At 67.7% G+C, this 20,531-nt stretch carries 17 protein-coding genes and 1 riboswitch; of the genes, 8 read left to right on the forward strand and 9 right to left on the reverse strand.

The window, feature by feature from the left end:
- Positions 1 to 28: 28 nt before the first annotated feature.
- From Q7V45_RS08270 to Q7V45_RS08280, 3 genes are all read left to right on the forward strand, one after another.
- Positions 29 to 1,075 (forward strand): GSCFA domain-containing protein, encoded by a 1,047-nt coding sequence (locus Q7V45_RS08270; protein WP_304849923.1) that lies wholly within the window; start codon positions 29 to 31, stop codon positions 1,073 to 1,075.
- Entirely contained in the window at positions 1,072 to 1,938 is an 867-nt protein-coding gene (locus Q7V45_RS08275; protein ID WP_304849927.1) for a hypothetical protein, read from the forward strand. The genes Q7V45_RS08270 and Q7V45_RS08275 overlap by 4 nt, the downstream gene beginning before the upstream one ends.
- A gap of 68 nt (positions 1,939 to 2,006) precedes the next feature.
- The gene (locus tag Q7V45_RS08280; RefSeq protein WP_304849930.1) at positions 2,007 to 2,537 is read left to right on the forward strand and encodes a dihydrofolate reductase family protein; all 531 of its coding nucleotides are present in this window, start codon (positions 2,007 to 2,009) and stop codon (positions 2,535 to 2,537) included.
- Positions 2,538 to 2,552: 15 nt separating this feature from the next.
- On the opposite strand, the gene Q7V45_RS08285 is transcribed toward Q7V45_RS08280, so the two are convergent.
- The 3 genes from Q7V45_RS08285 to Q7V45_RS08295 form a co-directional block, all read right to left on the reverse strand.
- The gene (locus Q7V45_RS08285; RefSeq protein ID WP_304849933.1) at positions 2,553 to 2,987 is read right to left on the reverse strand and encodes a 6,7-dimethyl-8-ribityllumazine synthase; all 435 of its coding nucleotides are present in this window, start codon (positions 2,985 to 2,987) and stop codon (positions 2,553 to 2,555) included.
- A gap of 79 nt (positions 2,988 to 3,066) precedes the next feature.
- A riboswitch (FMN riboswitch) is annotated at positions 3,067 to 3,211 on the reverse strand.
- Between the two features lie 45 nt (positions 3,212 to 3,256).
- Positions 3,257 to 4,846: an ABC transporter substrate-binding protein gene (locus Q7V45_RS08290; protein ID WP_304849936.1), complete on the reverse strand. Its 1,590-nt coding sequence runs from the start codon at positions 4,844 to 4,846 to the stop codon at positions 3,257 to 3,259.
- Positions 4,847 to 4,947: 101 nt separating this feature from the next.
- Positions 4,948 to 6,132: an FAD-dependent oxidoreductase gene (locus Q7V45_RS08295; RefSeq protein ID WP_304849939.1), complete on the reverse strand. Its 1,185-nt coding sequence runs from the start codon at positions 6,130 to 6,132 to the stop codon at positions 4,948 to 4,950.
- Positions 6,133 to 6,160: 28 nt separating this feature from the next.
- Between Q7V45_RS08295 and queF the strand changes: the two genes are divergently transcribed.
- Both queF and queG read left to right on the forward strand, forming a co-directional pair.
- Positions 6,161 to 6,619 (forward strand): preQ(1) synthase, encoded by a 459-nt coding sequence (gene queF / locus Q7V45_RS08300; protein WP_304849942.1) that lies wholly within the window; start codon positions 6,161 to 6,163, stop codon positions 6,617 to 6,619.
- The gene (gene queG / locus Q7V45_RS08305; protein WP_304849945.1) at positions 6,619 to 7,818 is read left to right on the forward strand and encodes a tRNA epoxyqueuosine(34) reductase QueG; all 1,200 of its coding nucleotides are present in this window, start codon (positions 6,619 to 6,621) and stop codon (positions 7,816 to 7,818) included. Before queF ends, queG begins: the two co-directional genes overlap by 1 nt.
- Here queG and hutU read toward each other — a convergent pair.
- From hutU to hutI, 3 genes are read right to left on the reverse strand one after another with little or no spacing between them, the layout of a single operon-like run.
- On the reverse strand, positions 7,799 to 9,460 hold the full coding sequence (hutU, locus tag Q7V45_RS08310; protein WP_304849948.1) for a urocanate hydratase: 1,662 nt from the start codon (positions 9,458 to 9,460) through the stop codon (positions 7,799 to 7,801). The genes queG and hutU overlap by 20 nt on opposite strands.
- Positions 9,457 to 10,998 (reverse strand): histidine ammonia-lyase, encoded by a 1,542-nt coding sequence (gene hutH / locus Q7V45_RS08315; protein ID WP_304849951.1) that lies wholly within the window; start codon positions 10,996 to 10,998, stop codon positions 9,457 to 9,459. The genes hutU and hutH overlap by 4 nt, the downstream gene beginning before the upstream one ends.
- On the reverse strand, positions 10,995 to 12,194 hold the full coding sequence (hutI, locus tag Q7V45_RS08320; protein WP_304849953.1) for an imidazolonepropionase: 1,200 nt from the start codon (positions 12,192 to 12,194) through the stop codon (positions 10,995 to 10,997). Before hutI ends, hutH begins: the two co-directional genes overlap by 4 nt.
- Positions 12,195 to 12,224: 30 nt before the next feature.
- Between hutI and Q7V45_RS08325 the strand changes: the two genes are divergently transcribed.
- Positions 12,225 to 13,592: a formimidoylglutamate deiminase gene (locus Q7V45_RS08325; protein ID WP_304849956.1), complete on the forward strand. Its 1,368-nt coding sequence runs from the start codon at positions 12,225 to 12,227 to the stop codon at positions 13,590 to 13,592.
- Entirely contained in the window at positions 13,586 to 14,308 is a 723-nt protein-coding gene (gene hutC, locus Q7V45_RS08330) for a histidine utilization repressor (protein ID WP_370692568.1), read from the forward strand. The genes Q7V45_RS08325 and hutC overlap by 7 nt, the downstream gene beginning before the upstream one ends.
- Positions 14,309 to 14,320: 12 nt before the next feature.
- Here the strand turns inward: hutC and Q7V45_RS08335 are convergent, their stop codons facing one another.
- The gene (locus Q7V45_RS08335) at positions 14,321 to 15,559 is read right to left on the reverse strand and encodes a Zn-dependent hydrolase (protein WP_304849962.1); all 1,239 of its coding nucleotides are present in this window, start codon (positions 15,557 to 15,559) and stop codon (positions 14,321 to 14,323) included.
- A gap of 88 nt (positions 15,560 to 15,647) precedes the next feature.
- Between Q7V45_RS08335 and Q7V45_RS08340 the strand changes: the two genes are divergently transcribed.
- Positions 15,648 to 17,222, forward strand: a complete 1,575-nt coding sequence (locus Q7V45_RS08340) for a GMC family oxidoreductase (RefSeq protein WP_304849965.1) — start codon at positions 15,648 to 15,650, stop codon at positions 17,220 to 17,222.
- On the opposite strand, the gene Q7V45_RS08345 is transcribed toward Q7V45_RS08340, so the two are convergent.
- Together Q7V45_RS08345 and pepN are read right to left on the reverse strand one after the other, a co-directional pair.
- Positions 17,219 to 17,497, reverse strand: coding sequence for a hypothetical protein (locus Q7V45_RS08345; protein WP_304849968.1), 279 nt, complete (start codon positions 17,495 to 17,497; stop codon positions 17,219 to 17,221). The genes Q7V45_RS08340 and Q7V45_RS08345 overlap by 4 nt on opposite strands.
- 258 nt (positions 17,498 to 17,755) lie before the next feature.
- A complete protein-coding gene (gene pepN, locus Q7V45_RS08350) occupies positions 17,756 to 20,407 on the reverse strand; it encodes an aminopeptidase N (RefSeq protein ID WP_304849971.1) in 2,652 nt (883 codons plus the stop codon).
- Positions 20,408 to 20,531: the final 124 nt, after the last annotated feature.

Genomic DNA, 20,531 nt, shown 5'->3' on the forward strand with positions numbered 1-20,531 from the left:
CCCTGCCAGAAATTTCTGGAAGGGAGCCGTGTCCCGGCGGTCTCCCGAGACCGTCTCCGGATTATGGCAGCCAAAGTTCAGTTTCGCCCGGGAAACGCGTATTGCGACCGCGGGCAGTTGCTTCGCCCAGCATATTTCCCGATATCTGCGCGCAAGGAAGGCCATCGTCGTCGACCTCGAGCGGGGCCCTCCCGGCCTGTCCGCGGCCAACGCCGCCAAATACGGCTACGGCATCTATTCGGCCCGATACGGCAACATCTATACGGTTCGCCATCTCCTGCAACTCACCGAGGAAGCCCTTGGCCGGTTCGCGCCGTCCGATGCCGTCTGGGAACGGGACGGCCGCTTCTTCGATGCGATGCGGATCGGGGTCGAACCCGCAGGATTGCCTTCCGCCGAGGCTGTGAGGCGACACCGCGTGCAGCATCTCGCCCGGGTGCGAACCCTGTTCTCCAAGGCAGATGTCTTCGTCTTCACGCTCGGCCTTACGGAAGCCTGGACCCACAGGGAGTCGGGCACGGTGTATCCGACCGCACCGGGTACGATTGCCGGCTCCTATCAACCCGAAGTGCACGCCTTCAGGAACTTCGATTTCCTCGAGGTGTACCAGGACTTCGTGAAGTTCCGCCGGTTCGCGATGAAGCGGAATCCCGGGCTGAAGTTCCTGCTCACCGTCTCGCCGGTTCCGCTCGCGGCCACGGCCAGCGACAAACACGTCCTCGTCGCGACGACCTATTCGAAGTCGGTGCTGCGTGCGGTGGCCGGAAAGCTGGCCGAGGCGTTCGAGAACGTCGACTATTTTCCGTCCTTCGACCTCCTCTCCAGCGCCTCCACGCGGGGCGCGTTCCATTCGGATGACGCACGACAGATCACCGAGCCGGGCGTGGAGGCGGTGATGCGGATCTTCTTCGAGGCGCAACCGGGCCTCGCGCAAGCGTCCGTCGCTGCCGTTGCGGACGCTCCGGGCGGGCCCGCCAGCGAGAAGGGCGAGGGCCGCGCGGAGGGACGTACGCCCGGGGCCCCGGCTTCCGACGCGGTTTGCGAGGACATCCTTCTCGATGCCTTCTCCCGATGATCCGCATTGCCCTGCTGGGCAACTCTCATCTTTTCAACTGGAAGCGCGCCTGGAATTCACTCGGCAAGGCCTATCCCGACGTCGATCTCGTTTTCTTCGGCGCACCGGGAGGGCACCTGGAGTGCTGCGAACCGCAGGGCGACCGGCTCGTCTTCAAGAGCGAGGAGGTCGCGCGATGGGTCGAGATCACCTCTGGCGGCCGGCGCGAGCTGGTCGCAGCCGACTACGACGCGCTTTGTGTCGTGGGCCTGGGATGCGGGGTGAGGACCGTCGCCGGACTCTACTCAAGATGGCGGGCCGATGCTCACACGGGAGAGGGAGGCAGGTTTCACCTGGTTTCCGACGCCTGTTTCCAGGATACCATTGTCGACCTGTTGAACGCCTCACTGGCAATGGCCACCGTCGGCAAGCTCCGCCAGATCACCGACAAGGTGATCTGGCTGGCGCCCACCCCTGCCCCCTCCGAAATCATCCTGACGTTGGACAATTCCCCGGAGGGCGTTGAAATGGCCGCTGCAGCGACCGATGCACCGTCTCTTCGCGCAGCCTATGACGAGGCATGCCGCCGCCTGGCCGCTGAAAATGTGATGGTGCTGGAGCAGCCCAAGGCGACTCTCGCCTCGCCCCTTCTGTCGAAGAAGGAATATCGCCACCCGACCTGGACGACGCCCGACTGGGATCATCTGAACGACGCCTACGGCAAGATTGTCATTCGGGAATTCCTGTCTCGTCTCGACCCCTCTCTCGGCGGCCGAAGCGACGGCGATTCTTCCGGCAGCCTTCTGCGTCTTGCCGACCCGCTCCTGGGGGCGCTGCGGAACAAGGTTTTGCAATTGTCGATTCGCAGAAGCTCGAAACGCTGAATGCCGAGAGGTGAAGGGCATCAGCGTCAGGCTGGATTGACGGCACACGCTCGAGGAAAGGAAACGGAGTGGCCAGACTCGTCTTCGGCATGAACCAGTCGCTGGACGGCTATGTCGACCATATGTCGTTCGGGCCGAGCCCGGCGCTCTTCCGCCATTTCATCGAAGAGGCGGAGGCGCAGGCGGGCAGTGTCTACGGCCGCCACGTGTACGAGCTGATGCGCTACTGGGACGACGATCAGCCGGACTGGGATGACGATCGACGCGCCTTTGCGGCGGCGTGGCGGCGGCAGCCGAAATGGGTGGTCTCGCGCTCGCTGGACTCGGTCGGCCCCAACGCCACGCTCATCCGGGGCGATCTCGAGCACGCGATCCCCAGGCTGAAGGCCGAGCACGAGGGCGAGATCGAAGTCGCCGGCCCGACCCTGGCGCAAAGCCTCACCGGACTCGGCCTGATCGACGAGTACCGGATCTACCTGCACCCGGTCGTGCTCGGGCACGGCACACCCTACTTTGGTGGCCCCCGGCCGCCGCTTCGCCTCATGACCCACGACCGGATCGGCGAGGACGTGATCCGGCTGGCCTACGTTCCCGCCTGATCTACCGTCGGCCGCCTACGCCGCGATGGAAGCGCGGGCTTTGCCGATCATCAGCGCGGCGCGCGCGGCTTCGCGGCCCTTCTCGACGAAGTGCGCGCGGAAGATCTGAGTGTGGTGGTCGGTCTCCTGGTAGTGATGCGGTGTCAGCGACACCGACAGGACGGGCACGCCCGTGTCCATCCCGGCGCGCATCAGCCCATCGACGACCGCCTGGGCCACGAAGTCGTGGCGATAGATTCCGCCATCGACCACGAAGGCGGCAGCAGCGACGGCGGCATACCGGCCCGTTGCCGCGAGGTCGCGCGAGAACAGCGGCAGCTCGAACGCGCCCGGCACGTCGAACACGTCGACCTGCTCCGCGGGAATCAGTTCGAGGAATCCGTCGAGCGCACGGTCGACGATGTCGGCGTGCCACCTGGCTTTGACGAAGGCGTAGCGGGCTTGTGTCATGGCAATCTCCTTTGGCGAACAGACACGTCACCCAAGGCGATCACGCGCGGACCCGCTGCTCGGCGCGAAGCAGCGGGACACACGTTCTCTTTCATCCGGACTATGACCGTCGGCTCAGGCCTCGCACCTGATCTGCTGACCCTTCCCTGCGGAAGGCGCTCGCGGGCTCGCAGCTCGCGCTGCATACCGCCGGTAGGGAGTTTCACCCTGCCCTGAGAACACGAAAACCATAAGGGCAGGGTCGGGAGCTGGCAATCTTCGGGTCGCGGTCACTTCTTCTCGACGTTCCACAGCGCCAGGGCGGGCGACGGCAGCAGGCCGGAGGCCTTGCGACCGACGGCGGTCGGCGTGGTGAACTGGCCGAGGGGGGCGTGCGTCGGATACACGGCGGCGCGCGCCTGGACCTCGGCGGCGATTTCCTTCTGCTTCGCCGGGTCGGTCTCCTTGGCGAAGGCGTCGCGCAGCTTCTCGAGCTCGGGATCGCACGGCCAGCCGAACGTCGCCTTGTCGCAGGACGCGTTGAGGAATGCCGCCGCCACCGGATCGAGCACGTCGACGGCGGCCCAGGAGGTGAAGAAGGCGCTCCAGCCGCCGGCGCTCAGCGGATCCTTCTTGGCGCGGCGCCCGACCAGCGTCTGCCAGTCCATCGACTGCAGATCGACCTTGAAGCCGGCCTTCTCGAGCTGCGGCTTGGCCACGGTGGCGAGGTTGTTGTGTCCGGCGATGTCGGTCTGGTGCATCAGCACGATCGGCGTTCCATCGTAGCCGGCTTCCGTCAGCAGCTGTTTGGCCTTGACGGCGTTGCCCGCGAGCTTGTCTTCCCAGCCCCGCGTCGTCTCCAGCGGCGAGCCGCAGGGGAACAGCGACTTGCACTCCTTGTAGAACTCGGGATTGCCGACATTGGCGTCGAGGAAATCCTTCTGGTTCAGCGCATAGAGCACGGCCTGCCGGATCCTGGCGTTGTCGAACGGCTTGTGCAGCACGTTAAAGCGCATCGCGTACTGGCGGCCGGCCTGGTTCACGACCTGGATCTTGATGCCCTTCTCCTTCTGGATCAGCGGCAGCAGGTCGGGCGGCACGATCTCGATGAGATCGACCTCGTCGTTCAGCAGCGCGTTGACCTGCGTCTGCGTGTCGGGGATCCAGACCCATTCGACGCGATCGACCTTCGCCACCTTGCCGCCCGCGAGGCCGGCCGACGGCTCGGCGCGCGGCTTGTAGTTGGCGTTCTTCAGGTAGACCGCCTTCTCGCCGGGCTTCCACTCGTCCTTCTTGAAGACGAACGGGCCTGACCCCGTGGTGTCGGTGATCTGCGTGTTGGGATCGGTGTCGGCAACGCGCTTGGGCATCATGAACGGCACGTTGGAGCCGGGCTTGCCCAGCGTGTTGAGCACCAGCCCGTACGGCTCCTTCAGCACCATCCTGATGGTCTTGTCGTCGGGCGCCGACAGCTCGGTCACATAGGACATCAGCTTCTGGCCCATCGCGTCCTTGGCGCCCCAGCGCTTGAGCGAGGCCACGCAATCCGCCGCCGTCACCGGCTTGCCGTCGTGCCAGGCGAGCCCGTCGCGCAGGGTGAACGTCCAGGTGAGCTTGTCGGCCGAGGTGTCCCACTTCTCCACCATCTGCGGCTTGACCTGCAGCTTGTCGTCGAGCGCAAACAGCGTGTCGTAGATGAGATAGCCGTGGTGCTGGGTGATCAGCGCCGTGGTCCAGACCGGATCGATGATCTTGAGATCCGAATGCAGCGCCGCCTTGAGCGTGGACGGCGCGGGTTGCGCCGAGGCGGGCAGGGCGAACGGCACCACCGCGGCGGCGGCGACGAGCGCGCCCATGAAACGACGACCGAACTTCATCATGGAAACTCCTGTACTCTTTGACCTTCCCCGTAGGGCGCAAGGTATAGAGCCGCGGAGGGTCACGCGCGACAGGCGAAATGCCCGCGCCCCGCGAGGAACGATCAGTCGCCCTGCGCGATGTCGAGGAGCGCCTGCCACTCCACGAACTTCACCCGAGGCCGGCCCTGCACGGCGCCGGCCGCGACCTCGGCCTTGTCGATGCGGCGCCAGCCCTCGGCATCGACGCAGAGCGGCAGGATGTCGGGGCCGCTCTTGGGGTCGCGGTCCTCGAGGAACTCGATCACCTGCTTCGCCACGGCGTGACTGTCGGCGCGATTGGTCGGGATGGTGCCGCTGGGACCGCGGCGTGCCCAGCCCACCGGGAACACGCCCTCGGCCTGCGGGAAGGCCTCGCTGGTATAGCCGATGCAGGTGACGACCAGGTCGGCGGCAAGGGTTCCCGTCGAAAGTTCGACCTCCCCCGGGCGGATCGCCGTCGGCACGGCATGGAAGCGGAAATGCACCGTCACCGGCTTCTCGCCCGGCGTCTGCGCGGCGAAGCGCTTCAGCGTCTCGATGTTCTTGGCCTTGCGCAGCCGCTCCGGCGTCGGATCGGCGGCCGGCGCCTCGGCGGTCAGCACGCTCGCATCGGCAACCGACACGGCGCGCGCCAGCCGGCCCATCTCGGCCAGCTCATTGGTGGTGAAGGAGGCCTCCCCGGCGCCACGGCGGCCGATCACGTGGATGTCGGTGAGCGGCGCCGCGGCGATCGCGGCGCCCGCCTCGGGCAGGATGTCGGACTTGGTCATTTCCTCAGGGCTCTTGGCCAGCAGCCGCGCCACGTCGAGCGCCACGTTGCCGTTGCCGATCACCGCGACGGATTTCACGCCCGAGAGATCCGGGCCCGTGCGGAAATCGGGATGGCCGTTCAGCCAGCCCACGAAGCGCCACGAGCCCCAGACATGCGGCAGATCCTCGCCGGGAATGCCGAGCTTGCGGTCGACCACCATGCCGGTGGCAACGACCACTGCGTCGTAGGACTGGACGACCTCGTCCCAGGACAGGTCGCGCCCGATCTCGATGTTCCCCGCGAAGCGCAGGTCGGGCTGGGCGAGCAGCCGGTCGAACTGGCGGACCACGGCCTTGGTCCCCTGGTGGTCGGGGGCGACGCCCGCCCTCACCAGGCCGAACGGCGTCGGCAGACGGTCGATGATGTCGATGCGAAGGTCGGGCCGGCCGCGCAGCAGCCCGTCCGCGGCGTAGAAGCCGGAAGGCCCGGCGCCCACGATGGCAACCCTGTGAGTCATGGCGGCCCGCTTAGCATATGATGGGCGCATGGCTAAATATGCAAAACTCCGACAGCTCGGGCACGAGACGCCCGTCCCCGCCTCCCCCGCCGAGGCTCTCCTCGAGACGGTGCCCAACCCGCACCCGGGTACGCTCTATCTTGCACGCTTCACGCAGCCGGAATTCACCTCGCTTTGCCCGGTGACCGGCCAGCCCGATTTCGCACACCTCGTGATCGACTACGTCCCGCGCGCCAGGCTGGTCGAGAGCAAGTCGCTGAAGCTCTATCTCAACAGCTTCCGCAACGAGGCCGCCTTCCACGAGGATTGCACCGTGGGCATCGGCAAGCGGCTGGTGAAGGAGCTGGCGCCGCGCTGGCTGCGCATCGCCGGCTACTGGTATCCGCGCGGCGGCATGCCGATCGACGTGTTCTGGCAGACCGCCTCGCCGCCCAAGGGCCTGTGGCTGCCCGACACCGGCGTGGCGCCCTATCGCGGCCGGGGTTGATGGCCGGACTGCCGCCCCGCCCCAAGCGTCCGCCGAAGCCGGCAACGCCGCGCGAGCTGCGCGACGCGATTGCCGCCAAGGCGCTGGAGCTCGGCTTCGACGCCGTGGCCTTCGCACCGGCCCAGCTTTCGCCCGAGGCCCGGCAGCTGCGACGGGAACGGATGGAAGCGTTCCTGGCGCGCGGCTTCCAGGGCGACATGGGCTGGCTGGTCGACCGCGCCGAGCAGCGCATCGATCCCTCGACCCTGTGGCCCGAGGCGCGCACGGTCGTATCGGTCGCGCTCAATTACGGGCCGGCCGGTGACCCGCGCTTCACGCTCGAGGAGCGCGAGCGCGGGGCGGTCTCGGTCTATGCCCAGGGACGCGACTATCACGACGTGATGAAGAGCCGGCTGAAGCAACTCGGCCGCTTCATCTGGGACACCTATCACCACAGTCTGAAGGTCTTCGTCGACACCGCGCCGCTGATGGAGAAGCTCGCCGCGCAGCAGGCGGGCCATGGCTGGCAGGGCAAGCACACCAACCTCGTCTCGCGCCGCTTCGGCTCGTGGCTGTTCCTGGGCGAGCTGCTCCTGTCGATCGAGTTGCCGCCCGACGAGCCCGAGACCGATCACTGTGGCCAGTGCCGCGCCTGCCTAGACTCCTGCCCGACCAATGCCTTCCCGGCGCCCTACCAGCTCGATGCGCGGCGCTGCATCTCCTATCTCACCATCGAGCATGCCGGCCCGATCGATCGCGAGTTCCGGAGTGCGCTGGGCAACCGCATCTATGGCTGCGACGACTGCCTCGCGGCCTGCCCGTGGAACAAGTTTGCACAAAACGCACGCGAGGCCGCCTTCACGCCGCGCGCCGAACTGCAGGCGCCGCTGCTGGCCGAGCTGGCGGGCCTCGATGACGCGACCTTTCGCACGCGCTTCTCGGGCACGGCGGTGAAGCGCATCGGCCGCGACCGCTTCCTGCGCAACGTCGCCTATGCGCTGGGCAACAGCGCCGCGCCCGCCACCGCCTTGCCCGCCGTCGAACGCCTGCTGACCGACGCCTCGCCCCTGGTGCGCGGCGCCGCCGTCTGGGCCCTGGCGCAGCTCGCCCCCGACGCGGCCGCGCGCCGCGGCCCGCCGGCGGACGAACCGGATGACGGCGTCCGCCGCGAATGGGCGCAGGCGATGATGGGCCTGGTGTCTACAGACTCGGCAGATTGAGGCCCTTCTCGCGGGCGCAGTCGATGGCGTCCGGGTAGCCGGCATCGGCGTGGCGCATGACGCCGGTCGCCGGGTCGTTCCACAGGACGCGCTCGATGCGCTTGCCCGCTTCGGGCGTGCCGTCGCAGACGATCACCATGCCGGCATGCTGGGAAAAGCCCATGCCGACGCCACCGCCGTGATGCAGCGACACCCAGGTCGCACCCGAGGCGCAGTTGAGCAGGGCATTGAGCAATGGCCAGTCGGACACCGCATCCGAGCCGTCGCGCATCGCCTCGGTCTCGCGGTTGGGACTGGCGACCGAGCCCGAATCGAGATGGTCGCGGCCGATCACGATCGGCGCCTTGAGTTCGCCCTTGGCGACCATCTCGTTGAAGGCGAGGCCCAGCCGATGGCGGTCGCCCAGCCCGACCCAGCAGATGCGCGCCGGCAGGCCCTGGAACTTGATCTTCTCGCGGGCCATGTCGAGCCAGTTGTGGAGATGCTTGTTGTCCGGCAGCAGCTCCTTCACCTTCGCGTCGGTGCGGTAGATGTCCTCGGGATCGCCCGACAGCGCGGCCCAGCGGAACGGCCCGACGCCGCGACAGAACAGCGGGCGGATGTAGGCCGGCACGAAGCCCGGGAAGCTGAAGGCGTCGGCGACACCCTCTTCAAGCGCCATCTGGCGGATGTTGTTGCCGTAGTCGACCGTGGGCACGCCGAGCTTGTGGAACTCCAGCATGGCCCGCACGTGGCCGGCCATCGACTGCTTCGCCGCCTTCGCGACGCCGGCCGGGTCGCTGGCGCGCCTGGTTTCCCAGTCGGCCAGGGTCCAGCCCCTGGGCAGGTAGCCGTTGACCGGATCGTGGGCCGAGGTCTGGTCGGTGACGCAGTCGGGCCGCACGCCGCGCCGCAGCAGCTCAGGCAGGACGTCCGCAGCGTTGCCCAGCAGGCCGACCGAGACCGCCTTCTTCTCCGCCACCGCCTTGCCGATGATCGCCAGCGCATCGTCGAGATCCTTGGCCTGGACGTCGAGATAGCCGGTGCGCAGGCGGAACTCGATGCTGCTGGGGCGGCACTCGATGGCAAGGCACGAGGCGCCGGCCATCGTTGCCGCCAGCGTTTGCGCGCCGCCCATGCCGCCCAGGCCCGCGGTCAGGATCCAGCGGCCGGCGAGGCTGCCGCCGTAATGCTGGCGCGCCATCTCGACGAAGGTTTCGTAGGTGCCCTGAACGATGCCCTGGCTGCCGATGTAGATCCACGAGCCGGCCGTCATCTGGCCGTACATCATGAGCCCCTTGCGATCGAGCTCGTTGAAATGCTCCCAGGTCGCCCAGCGCGGCACGAGGTTGGAGTTGGCGATCAGCACGCGCGGCGCATCGACATGGGTGCGGAACACGCCGACCGGCTTGCCCGACTGCACCAGCAGCGTCTCGTCGGCTTCGAGCTTGCGCAGCGACGCCACGATGCGGTCGAAGCTCTCCCAGTCGCGCGCCGCGCGGCCGATGCCGCCATAGACGACCAACTCGCCCGGTTTCTCGGCGACGTCGGGATCGACGTTGTTCATCAGCATGCGCAGCGGCGCCTCGGTGAGCCAGCTCTTGGCCGTGAGCTCGGTGCCGTGCGGCGCCCGGATGGTGCGGGCATTGTCGATGCGATTCATGGTGTCTCCTGAAGGGCGGGCAGGAAGCCGGGGCCGACGGTTGCGACGAGGGTGCCATCGGCGACGAGAGAAGTGGCCTTCTCCATGTCGGGATGGAAATGACGGTCGTCTTCGAGAGGCGGCACGTCGCGGCGAAGCAAGGTGCGCACCGCTTCGAGCGGCGGGCTGGAGGCCAGCGGCCGGTGGAAGTCGCAGCCCTGCGCCGCCGCCAGCAGCTCGATGCCGATGACGGACGAGACATTGGCCGCCATGTCGAGCAGGCGGCGCGCGCCGTGCGCGGCCATCGAGACATGGTCTTCCTGGTTGGCCGAGGTCGGAATCGAATCGACGCTGGCGGGATAGGCGCGCTGCTTGTTCTCGGACACCAGCGCCGCCGCCGTCACCTGCGGGATCATGAAGCCCGAGTTGAGGCCCGGCCGTGGCGTCAGGAAGGCCGGCAGCCCCGACAGCGCCGGATCGACCAGCATGGCGATGCGGCGCTCGGCCAGGGAGCCGATCTCGCACAGCGCCAGCGCGATGATGTCGGCGGCGAAGGCCACCGGCTCGGCGTGGAAGTTGCCGCCGGACAGCGCCTCGTCGGGATCGGTGAAGATCAGCGGATTGTCGGTGACGCCGTTGGCTTCGGTCGCCAGCGTGGCCGCCGCCTGGCGCAGGATGTCGAGCACGGCGCCCATCACCTGGGGCTGACAGCGCAGGCAGTAGGGATCCTGCACCCTTTCGTCGCCCACCAGATGCGAGGCGCGGATCGACGAGCCCGCCATCAGGCCACGCAACGCCTCCGCCGTCGCGATCTGGCCGGCGTGGCGCCGCAGCTGATGGATGCGCGGATCGAAGGGTGCGTCCGAGCCGCGCGCGGCATCGGTCGAGAGGGCGCCGGTGACCAGCGCCGCGCCATAGAGATTTTCGGCCTCGAACAGGCCCGCCAGCGCATAGGCAGTCGAGAACTGTGTGCCGTTCAGCAGGGCGAGACCTTCCTTGGCGCCCAGCACCAGCGGCTTCAGACCGGCATCGCCCAGCGCCTGGGCGGCCGGCACGACCTCGCCGTCGACGATGAACGAGCCAACGCCGATCATCGCCGCGCTCATATGCGCGAGCGGCGCCAGGTCGCCCGACGCGCCGACCGAGCCCTGGCAGGGCACGACGGGCGTCAGCCCTTCCGCGAGCATCGTCTCCAGCAGCCGCACCGTCGCGGGCTGCACGCCCGACGCACCCTGCGCCAGGCTGCCGAGCTTCAGCGCCATCATCAGCCGGACCACCGGCACGGGCATCGGCTTGCCGACGCCGGCGGCGTGGCTGAGCACGATGTTGCGTTGCAGGGTCTCGAGATCGGCGGCCTCGATGCGGACGCTGGCCAGCTTTCCGAAGCCGGTGTTGATGCCATAGACGGGCTGTCCCTTGGCGAGGATCGCCGACACCGCCTGTGCCGACTTCTCGATTGCCTCGTAGGCATTGGGATCGAGGCTCACCGCGGCACCGCGATAGATGTCGCGCCAGGCCGAAAGAGGAACCGTTCCCGGTGTGATGACGACCGCCTTCATTTGCCCCTCCACACCCGCGCGTGCAGCGGATTGAAGCCCATGCGGTAGACCAGCTCGGCCGGCCGCTCGATGTCCCAGATCGCGAGATCGCACCATTTGCCCGCTTCGAGCGTGCCCACACTGTCGAGACAGCCCAGTGCCCGCGCCGCCTCGCGCGTGACGCCGGCCAGGCATTCGTCGACCGTGAGCCGGAACAGCGTCGCGCCCATGTTCATCGCCAGCAGCAGCGAGGTGAGTGGCGAGGTGCCGGGGTTGCTGTCGGAGGCGAGGGCAATCCTGACGCCGTGGCGGCGCAGCAGCTCGACCGGCGGTTTGTGGGTCTCGCGCACGAAATAGAAGGCGCCGGGCAACAGCACGGCGACCGTGCCGACCGCCGCGAGCGCCCTGACGCCCGGTTCGTCGACATGCTCCAGGTGATCGGCCGAAAGCGCGCCGTACCGCGCCGCCAAGCTGGCGCCGTGCAGGTTGGAGAGCTGCTCGGCATGCAGCTTGACGCGCAGGCCCTTCGCCTTCGCCGCCTCGAACACGCGTTCGATCTGTTGCGGCGTGAAGGCGATGCCCTCGCAGAACCCGTCCACCGCATCGGCCAGCCCGGCCTTGCCGACGGCCGGCAGCATCTCCTCGCAGACCGTGGCGATATAGGCATCCTTGTCGCCGTTCGCTTCGGGCGGCAGCGCGTGCGCACCGAGGAATGTCGTCTTGACCGAGAGCGGTCGCACCTCGCCGATGCGGCGTGCCGCCCGCAGCGACTTCAGTTCGGTGACGAGGTCGAGCCCGTAGCCCGACTTGATCTCCATCGTCGTGACGCCCTCGGCCATCAACGCATCGACCCGTGGCAGGGCGCCGGTGACCAGCGCCTCCTCCGTCGCCGCACGGGTCGCCCGCATGGTCGACACGATGCCGCCGCCGGCGCGCGCGATCTCCTCGTAGCTGGCGCCCGCCAGACGCAGCTCGAACTCGTGCGCGCGGTTGCCGCCGTAGACGATGTGCGTATGGCAGTCGACCAGGCCCGGCGTGATCCAGCGGCCGCCGCAATCGATCGTCTCGACGGCGTCGATCGATGGCGCATCGGCCGCCGCACCGGCAAAGACGATGCGGCCGGCGCGCGCAGCGACGAGTCCACTCTCGACAATACCCAACCCCTCGCCGGTCAGGGTCGCGAGACGTGCATTCTTCCAGAGTCGGTCACATTGCATGCGGCCCTTATTATGACTATACATAATAATATGTCCAGAACCGCCCTCTGGTTCCGCTCCCTGCTCCTGCCCGACGGCTGGGCCGACGGCGTGCGCCTCGTCATCGTGGATGGCCGGATTGAAGGATTGATGAAGGACGCCCCCGCCGAACCCGGGGACGAACGCCATGAGATCGGCCTGCCGGGCCTGCCCAACCTGCACAGCCACGCCTTCCAGCGCGGCATGGCGGGCCTCACCGAGCGGCGCGGCAGCACGGAGGACAGTTTCTGGACCTGGCGGGAGGCGATGTACCGCTTCGTCGACCATATGGGACCCGACGAAGTCGAGGCGATCGCCGCCCAGGCCTTCCTGGAGATGCTCGAAGGCGGCTTCACCCGCGTCGGCGAATTCCACTACGTGCATCACGATGCGAGCGGCGCGCCCTATTCGAACATCGCCGAACTGGCGACGCGCATCGCCGCCGCCGCGGGTGAAACCGGCATCGCATTGACGCTTCTCCCCGTCTTCTATCTCCATGCGGGTTTTGGCGGCCTGCCGGCCGCGCCCGCCCAGCGGCGCTTCGTCAACGACGTCGGCCGCTACGGAAAGCTGATCGAGGCGAGCCGCAGGTCCGTCTCGTCATTGTCCGGCGCCGTGGTCGGCATCGCGCCGCACAGTCTGCGCGCGGCGACGCCCGAGGAGATCGCGCAGATCCTGCCGCTGGCCGAGGGTGGACCCGTCCACATCCATGTCGCCGAGCAGACGAAAGAGGTCGAGGACTGCCTCGCCTGGTCCGGCAAGCGGCCGGTTGGGCTTCTGCTCGATCGTCTGCCGGTCGACGAACGCTGGTGTCTCGTCCACGCCACGCACGTCAGCGAAGCCGAGATCGACGGCGTTGCGGCACGTCGTGCGGTGGTGGGCCTTTGTCCGATCACCGAGGCCAACCTCGGCGACGGTCTCTTTCCCGCGCAGTCCTTCCTGGATCGCGGCGGCCGCTTCGGGGTCGGCTCTGATTCCAACGTCCTGATCGACGCCGCGGAGGAATTGCGCCTTCTGGAATATGGTCAGCGGCTCTCGCTGCGCACACGCAACGCGCTGGCCCGGACGGCAACACCGTCGGTCGGACGCAGCCTGTTCGACACAGCCCTGGCCGGCGGCGCCCAGGCGCTTGGCGCACCCGCGACCCTTGCCGTTGGACACTCTGCCGACATCGTCAGCCTCAAGGCCGAAGACGAGGCGCTCGCCCATCGCCACCACGACCAGTGGCTCGACGCCTGGATCTTCGCCGGCGGCCGCCGGACCGTGGACTGCGTCTGGCGGGTCGGCGCCAGGCTCGTGAGCGGCGGCCGGCACATCCATCGCGAGTCGATCGGCCGGCGCTATCGGCAGGCGCTTCACCGGGTGCTGCAGTCATCGTGACCGCCCCGCCGGCCTCCCTGCACCAGAAGATCCTCGGCGACCTTCAGGGAAAGATCCTGTCGGGCAAGCTGGCGCCGGGCGCCCGGATCGCCACCGAGCACGAGCTGGCCGAGGCGTACGACTGTTCGCGCATGACGGTGAGCAACGTGCTGGCCAAGCTCGCGCGCGCCGGCCTGGTCGAGCGCCGTCGCAAGGCCGGCACCTTCGTCAAGCGCCCGCAGTCACAGGCGGCGGTGCTCGAGATCCACGACATCAAGGCGGAGGTACAGGCGCTGGGCCTCGCCTATCGCTTCGAACTGGTGTCGCGAAACGCGCGGCGCAGCACCGTTGCCGATCGCGAACGACTCGACACGAAGTCGACAGGCCGCATCATCGATCTTGTCGCCCGTCATTTCGCGGGGCCGAAGGTCTTTTGCCTTGAAGAGCGATTGATCAACCTCGAAGCGGTGCCCGAGGCCGCCCGCGAAAGTTTCCAGGACTTGGCACCCGGCCGATGGCTGCTCGACAGCGTCCCCTGGACCGCGGCGGAACACCGGATCAGCGCCAGCAACGCGTCGGGCTCGGTGGCCTCATCCCTGTCGGTCCGGTCCGGCACCGCCTGCCTGATCGTTGAACGCCGCACCTGGCGCGCCGCCCTGCCAGTGACCCACGTTCGCCTGACCTATCCCGGCGACTCGCACCAGCTCGTCGCGCGCTTCACGCCCTCCTCCGTCTGACCAGCAGCCTCCCTAGCGATTGGCCCGGGTGACGGCGGCATTGAGGAGCAGGTTGGCGCCCGGCACCGAGCGCGTGAGTTCGATCGCCTCGTTGACGTTGTGGCTGATGCCCTCGAAGCAGGGCGTGAAGATCATCGCCGTCGGCGCCATCGTCGCCACCGCATAGGCGTCGTGGCCGGCCTGGCTCCTCATCTCGCGATAGGGCAGGCCGAGCTCGTTCGCCGTCGTCTTCAGCAGCTCGATGCATTCCGGCGCAAACAGCTCGCTGCCCCAGCTCCAACCCTCGGCGACCTCGATCTCGACATTCGCCTTCTTCGCCGCAGCGGCGATGGCAGCGTCGACCTCGGCACGCATCGACTTGAAACGGCCTTCGTCGATATGGCGGAAGTCGATGGTGAGCTTGACCTGCTCGGCATAGGTGCCGGCCAGGTTGGGGAAGCTCTCGATGCGCGTCGTCGTGGTACGGCCCTCGTCGACGGCATAGGCGAGGCCGATGTCGTTGACCGCGGCGATGACATACCCGGCGCCGACCAGCGCGTTGCGCCGTTGCGCCATCGGCGTGCCGCCGGCATGCCCGGTGTCACCGTTGATCGTGAGACGCAGCGCCTGGGTCTTGTAGCCGCCGACGACGATGCCGACGTCGCAGCCCTCGCGGTCCAGCACCGGCGCCTGCTCGATGTGCAGCTCCAGATAGGAATCGAATTCGCGGCCCACCGGGGCGGGCCCCGCATAGCCGATCTCGTCGAGCGCCTCCGCGACCGTGATGCCGGCATCGTCGGTGGTGGCCAGCACGCTCTCCAGAGGCAGGACCTTGGCGAAGGCCATCGAGCCCATCATCGGCGGGTTGAAGCGCGCGCCTTCCTCGTTGGTCCAGCAGATCACCTCGATGCCGCGCCTGGTCTGCAGGCCACGATCGTTCAGGGTCCGCACGACTTCGAGGCCGCACAGCACGCCCAGGATGCCGTCGTAGCGGCCGCCGCAGATCTGCGTGTCGAGATGGCTGCCGATCGCGACCGGCGGCAGCGAAGGGTCGGTGCCGGGCCGGCGCGCGAAGATGTTGCCGAGACGATCGATCTCGACCGTGCAGCCCGCCGCCTTCGCCCATTCCACGAACAGGTCGCGCATCTGCTTGTCCTCGGCCGAGAGCGCGAGGCGGCGCAGGCCGACATCGCGGAAGCGCCCGATCTCCGCCGACCGTTCGAGGCTCTCCCACAGGCGTTCGGGATTGATCTCCAGGACGTTTGCGACCATGCGGCGCTCCTTTTGCGTGCGGCTTTCTGAACGGGCGGTGGCATTCTAACCAAGAAGCGTGCCAGCGACCGAGGGCGAAGAAGCGATCATGGACGACGATTTCGACTACATCATCATCGGCGGCGGCTCGGCCGGCGCGACCCTCGCCGCCCGGCTGAGCGAGCATCCTGCGATACGTGTCCTGCTGCTCGAGGCCGGCCGCGATTTCCGCACCGCCGAAACACCGCACCATTTGCGCATTCCCAATCCGCTGCGCGCCATCGGCGACGACAACTACCGCTACCCGAAGCTGCTGGCGCGGCGCACCGAGCGCCAGGAACCCAAGCTGCTGTGGCGCGGCCGGGCGATCGGCGGCAGCTCGACCATCAACGGCCAGATCGCCATACGGGGGATCCCCGAGGATTTCGAGGACTGGGCATCCATGGGGGCCGCGGGCTGGGGCTGGGAGGCCTGCCTGCCCCATTTCCGCACGCTCGAGACCGACATGGATTTCGGCGATGCGCCCTATCACGGCAAGGACGGCCCGCTTCCGGTCTATCGCGCTCCGGTCGATCAGTGGGGACCCGTCGATCGCGCCCTGCGGGAGGCTGCCCTCGGTCTCGGCTATCCCTGGTGCGATGACCACAATGCGCCGACCGGCAGCGGCGTCGGACCCTACGCGATCAACAGCCGCGAGGGCCTGCGCATCTCGACCAACGACGGCTATCTCGAGCCGGCGCGCGGCCGCGCGAACCTCACGATCGTCGGCGAGGCCGTCGTCGACACGCTGCAGTTCGAGGGCAACCGGCCGCATGTCAGCGGCGTGCGCGTGCTGCTGGGCGGCGAGGCCCGGCAGGTGAGGGCGCGTCGCGAAGTCATCCTGTCGGCCGGCGCGATCCATTCGCCGGCCATCCTGCAAAGGTCCGGCATCGGCCCGCGCGACTGGCTCGGCACCCTGGGGATCGAGGTCGTGGCCGACCGGCCGGTCGGGAAGCACCTGCTCGATCATCCGATCCTGGGCCTCATGCTCGAGCTGCGCGACGATGCGCGCGTGAGCACCTTGATGCATCGCCACACCAACTGCTGCCTGCGCTACTCGTCGGAGCTGGCGGGCGCGGGCGTCAACGACATGATCATGATCGCCGGCAATCTGCGGCCGGAGGAGGATGGCGGCACGACGCGAGCACGCCTGGCCGTCTCCGCCTTCCAGGCCTTCAGCGAGGGCACGGTCCGCATCACCACCCGCGAGGCCGGCATCGACCCGCAGGTCGACGAACGGATGCTGTCGGATGAAAGCGACCTTGTTCGCATGCGCGATGGCGTAAGCCGGATGCGCGCTCTCTGCCTTCAGCCTGCCTTCAAGGCGATCTCGACGCGGGTCGAGTACGGCACCACCGGCCGCTCGATCGAGGAACCGTTCGAGCCCAGGGAGCTGGATGACTGGATGTTCGCCGAATGCTCCGACGCCCAGCATGCCAGCGGCACATGCCGGATGGGCGCGGCGGATGATGCGCGGTCAGTAGTCGATCCGGAATGCCGCGTGATCGGCGTCTCAGGACTGCGCGTCATCGACGCGTCGATCATGCCGACCGTCGTGCGTGCCAACACTCACTTCACGACGGTCATGATCGCGGAGAAGATGGCGGCCGAGCTGAAACGGTCTCTTCCGCGCGGCGACGGCTAGGACGGGAGCGCCTTCGACCGGGCCCGGTTGATCGCGTCGGTGCAGTTCTGGCCCCGCAGCGGCGCACGGAGCTTCCAGCACATCGTCTCGTCGTCCCTGGTGACGCCGGAGTTGCAGTAGAAGACGTCCTTCTTCCTCTGCAGCCAGACGCCGCCCGGAACCGCCGCCTTGATCTCATAGCTGTCGGCCAGCAGGTCCGACGTCGACAGGCCGGGTTGCTCCAGATGCTGCGACGCACAAGTCGCTTCTCCCGGCATCACCGAAGACTGCGGCATCGCTGCAGATTGTTGACCGACGTATGGCCCCGTCGACTCAGGAAATCTGGCAGTCTGTGCATAGGCAATAGCCGCAATCGACAGCACAACGGCCAGCGCACCCGAAACGATGAATTTCGTGTTCGTATTCATTTGTCAGACCCCAAGCTTTCCGAACCGGCGCCCCACGCGCCGGCCGGAACTCGTTTCCCACGCCCCTTAATTGCATCATTACGGCAATCTTTCAAGTGGCATCTGCAGTGAAAGAATCCGCAGGGGTCAGGCGAGACTCTTGGACGCGATCTCGAAGACGTCGCGCGACAGGCCGGGCTCCGCGACGATGCGCTCGAGTTCCTGCCTCATCAGGTCCCGGCGATCCTTGTCGTAGCGGCGCCAGGAGCCGAGTGGGCCGAGCAGGCGAGCCGCGATCTGCGGGTTGAGCCGGTCGGTGGCCAGGACCTGGTCGGCGAGGAAGCGATAGCCGGCGCCTCCAGCCTGATGGAACTGGACCGGGTTGCCCGACGCGAAGGCCCCGATCAGCGAATAGACCCGGTTGGGGTTCCTGCGGTCGTAGGACGGATGGTCGACGAGACTCTTCACACGTTCGAGCGTCCCCTCCGTCGGCGTACGCGCCTGGATTCCAAACCACTTGTCGAGGACCAGCGCCTCGCCCTTCCAGCGCTCATGGAAGGCCGCCAGCGCCGCCGCGCCTTCTCTGCCGCCGAGTTCCGCCAGCACGCTCAACCCCGAGATGGACTCCGTCATGTTGCCGGCGCTCTCGAAATAGGCGACCGCCCGGCGCCGTGCTGCTTCGCCCTTGTCGGTCGAGAGATAGGAAAGCGCCGTGCTGCGCAGGCGGCGGCGTCCCACCTCCCCGGGCGTGAAGCGATAGGGACCGGTCGCGTGGTTCGCGTCATAGACGGAGCCCCAGCGATCGGCGAGCCGGTCCGACAGAACCGAACGAATGCGTTGCTGTGCGGCCCACAGCCCTTCGATGTCGATCTCCGGCATCAGTTCGCCGAGGAAGGCGAGACCGGGCAGCGTGACGGCGTCGGCGATGAAGGAGCGGTCGAGCCGCTGGTCGTCGAGCGTGCGGCGGATGGCATCGACGAAATGGTCCGGGACGACCATGGGGCTGCCGGCCTTGCGCGCCTCGACGAGCTCGAGGATCAGCCGGGCGCCGAGCTGCTGGCCGGCCTCCCAGCGGGCGAACGGATCGCTGTCGTGCGCCATCAGGAAGGTCAGCTCGTCGTCCGAGCGCGGCGCGTCGAGCTTCACCGGCGCGGAGAAGCCGCGCAGCAGCGACGCGACCGGCTTTTCCGGCACGTCCTCGAACACGAACACGTCGCGCGGCGTGCGCAGGTCGAGAACGCGCGTCGCGCCGCCCGCCGCCGCTTCGCCGGCAAGCCGCAGCGGCAGGTCGCGACCGGCGCCGTCGAGCAGTCCGACGGCCAGCGGGATGTGCATCGGCTTCTTTCCGGGTTGACCGGGCGTCGGCCGCAGGCTCTGCGTGACCGTCAGCGTATAGCGCCGGCCGGCCGCGTCGTAGCGGCCCTCGACCCTGACATCCGGCGTGCCGGCCTGCGCATACCACAGGCGGAACTGCGCAAGATCGACGCCCGACGCATCTTCCATGGCGCTGGCGAAGTCGTCGCAGGTGACGGCTTGGCCGTCATGGCGCTGGAAGTAGAGATCCATGCCCTTGCGGTACCGCTCCGGCCCGAGCAGCGTGTGCATCATCCGCACCACTTCGGCCCCCTTCTGGTAGACCGTCGCGGTGTAGAAGTTGTTGATCTCGATGTACGAGTCCGGTCGCACGGGATGGGCCATCGGCCCGGCATCCTCCGGAAACTGGCTGGCGCGCAGACGGCGGACATCGTCGATGCGAGCATCGGCGGCGGAGCCCATGTCGGCTGAGAATTGCTGGTCGCGGAAGACGGTCAGCCCTTCCTTCAACGAGAGCTGGAACCAGTCGCGGCAGGTGACGCGGTTGCCGGTCCAGTTGTGGAAGTATTCGTGGGCGACCACGGCCTCGATCGAGTGATAGTCGAGATCGGTCGCCGTCTCCGGATTGGCGAGCACGAGCTTCGAATTGAAGACATTCAGCCCCTTGTTCTCCATCGCGCCCATGTTGAAGTCGTCGATGGCGACGATCATGAACGTGTCGAGGTCGTATTCGAGGCCGTAGACATCCTCGTCCCACTTCATCGACTTCTTGAGCGACTCCATCGCATGGCCGCAGCGCCCGACATCGCCGGGACGAACGTAGATGCGCAAGGTCACCTCGCGGCCGGAGCGCGTGGTGAACCGGTCCTCGAGGCATTCGAGCGGACCCGCGACCAGCGCGAACAGGTAGGACGGCTTGGGGAACGGATCTTCCCACCTGGCGAAGTGCCGCCCGTCGTCGAGAGCGCCGCTGTCGACCAGGTTGCCGTTGGACAGCAGCACCGGCGCCAGCGCCCGGTCGGCCACGATGCGCGTCGTGTAGCGCGCCATCACGTCGGGCCGGTCGAGGAAATAGGTGATGCGGCGGAAACCCTCGGCCTCGCATTGCGTGCAGAAAAGATCGCGCGACTTGTAGAGGCCCGTCAGCTCGGTATTGTCCCGTGGACGCAGGCGCGTCTTGATCTCGAGCGAGAAGCTGTCAGGAACGGCGCGGAGGATCAGCGTCTCCGGTGTCATTTCGTGACTTGCTGGCTTGCCGTCGAGCCGGACCGAAACCAGACCCATCTTCTTGCCGTCGAGGACCAGATCGGCAGGCCGCGACACCGCCGCCGGATTGCGGCGTACGGCCAGCCGCGCAACGACGCCGGTCGTCTCTTTCCCAAGCTCGACATCCAGGTCGACGGTTTCGATCAGGAACGGCGGCGGCGTGTAGTCGATCCGGCGAATCGTGCCGGGCGGGGTGGTCATGTCCTTGCTGATATCCATGGTTTCTCCATACGACGGCGCGTCGCTCCACGAAATCGGGCTTGCCCCGGGTGACCGTTCGCCGCAATCCTGAGGGATCGATAGCGACCTTCCCATGGGAATCGCGCGCTCTTGGCACGGCATC

The organism is Reyranella sp., assembly GCF_030651995.1.
In the GTDB taxonomy this organism is placed as follows: Bacteria; Pseudomonadota; Alphaproteobacteria; order Reyranellales; family Reyranellaceae; genus Reyranella.

Bases quoted from the DNA above. Each gene is read 5' to 3' on its own strand.
- Q7V45_RS08275 (WP_304849927.1), top strand. From the start codon at position 1,072: ATGATCCGCATTGCCCTGCTGGGCAACTCTCATCTTTTCAACTGGAAG.
- Q7V45_RS08285 (WP_304849933.1), bottom strand. From the start codon at position 2,987: ATGACACAAGCCCGCTACGCCTTCGTCAAAGCCAGGTGGCACGCCGAC.
- Q7V45_RS08290 (WP_304849936.1), bottom strand. From the start codon at position 4,846: ATGATGAAGTTCGGTCGTCGTTTCATGGGCGCGCTCGTCGCCGCCGCC.
- Q7V45_RS08295 (WP_304849939.1), bottom strand. From the start codon at position 6,132: ATGACTCACAGGGTTGCCATCGTGGGCGCCGGGCCTTCCGGCTTCTAC.
- queF (WP_304849942.1), top strand. From the start codon at position 6,161: ATGGCTAAATATGCAAAACTCCGACAGCTCGGGCACGAGACGCCCGTC.
- queG (WP_304849945.1), top strand. From the start codon at position 6,619: ATGGCCGGACTGCCGCCCCGCCCCAAGCGTCCGCCGAAGCCGGCAACG.
- hutU (WP_304849948.1), bottom strand. From the start codon at position 9,460: ATGAATCGCATCGACAATGCCCGCACCATCCGGGCGCCGCACGGCACC.
- hutH (WP_304849951.1), bottom strand. From the start codon at position 10,998: ATGAAGGCGGTCGTCATCACACCGGGAACGGTTCCTCTTTCGGCCTGG.
- hutI (WP_304849953.1), bottom strand. From the start codon at position 12,194: ATGCAATGTGACCGACTCTGGAAGAATGCACGTCTCGCGACCCTGACC.
- Q7V45_RS08325 (WP_304849956.1), top strand. From the start codon at position 12,225: ATGTCCAGAACCGCCCTCTGGTTCCGCTCCCTGCTCCTGCCCGACGGC.
- Q7V45_RS08335 (WP_304849962.1), bottom strand. From the start codon at position 15,559: ATGGTCGCAAACGTCCTGGAGATCAATCCCGAACGCCTGTGGGAGAGC.
- Q7V45_RS08340 (WP_304849965.1), top strand. From the start codon at position 15,648: ATGGACGACGATTTCGACTACATCATCATCGGCGGCGGCTCGGCCGGC.
- Q7V45_RS08345 (WP_304849968.1), bottom strand. From the start codon at position 17,497: ATGCCGCAGTCTTCGGTGATGCCGGGAGAAGCGACTTGTGCGTCGCAG.
- pepN (WP_304849971.1), bottom strand. From the start codon at position 20,407: ATGGATATCAGCAAGGACATGACCACCCCGCCCGGCACGATTCGCCGG.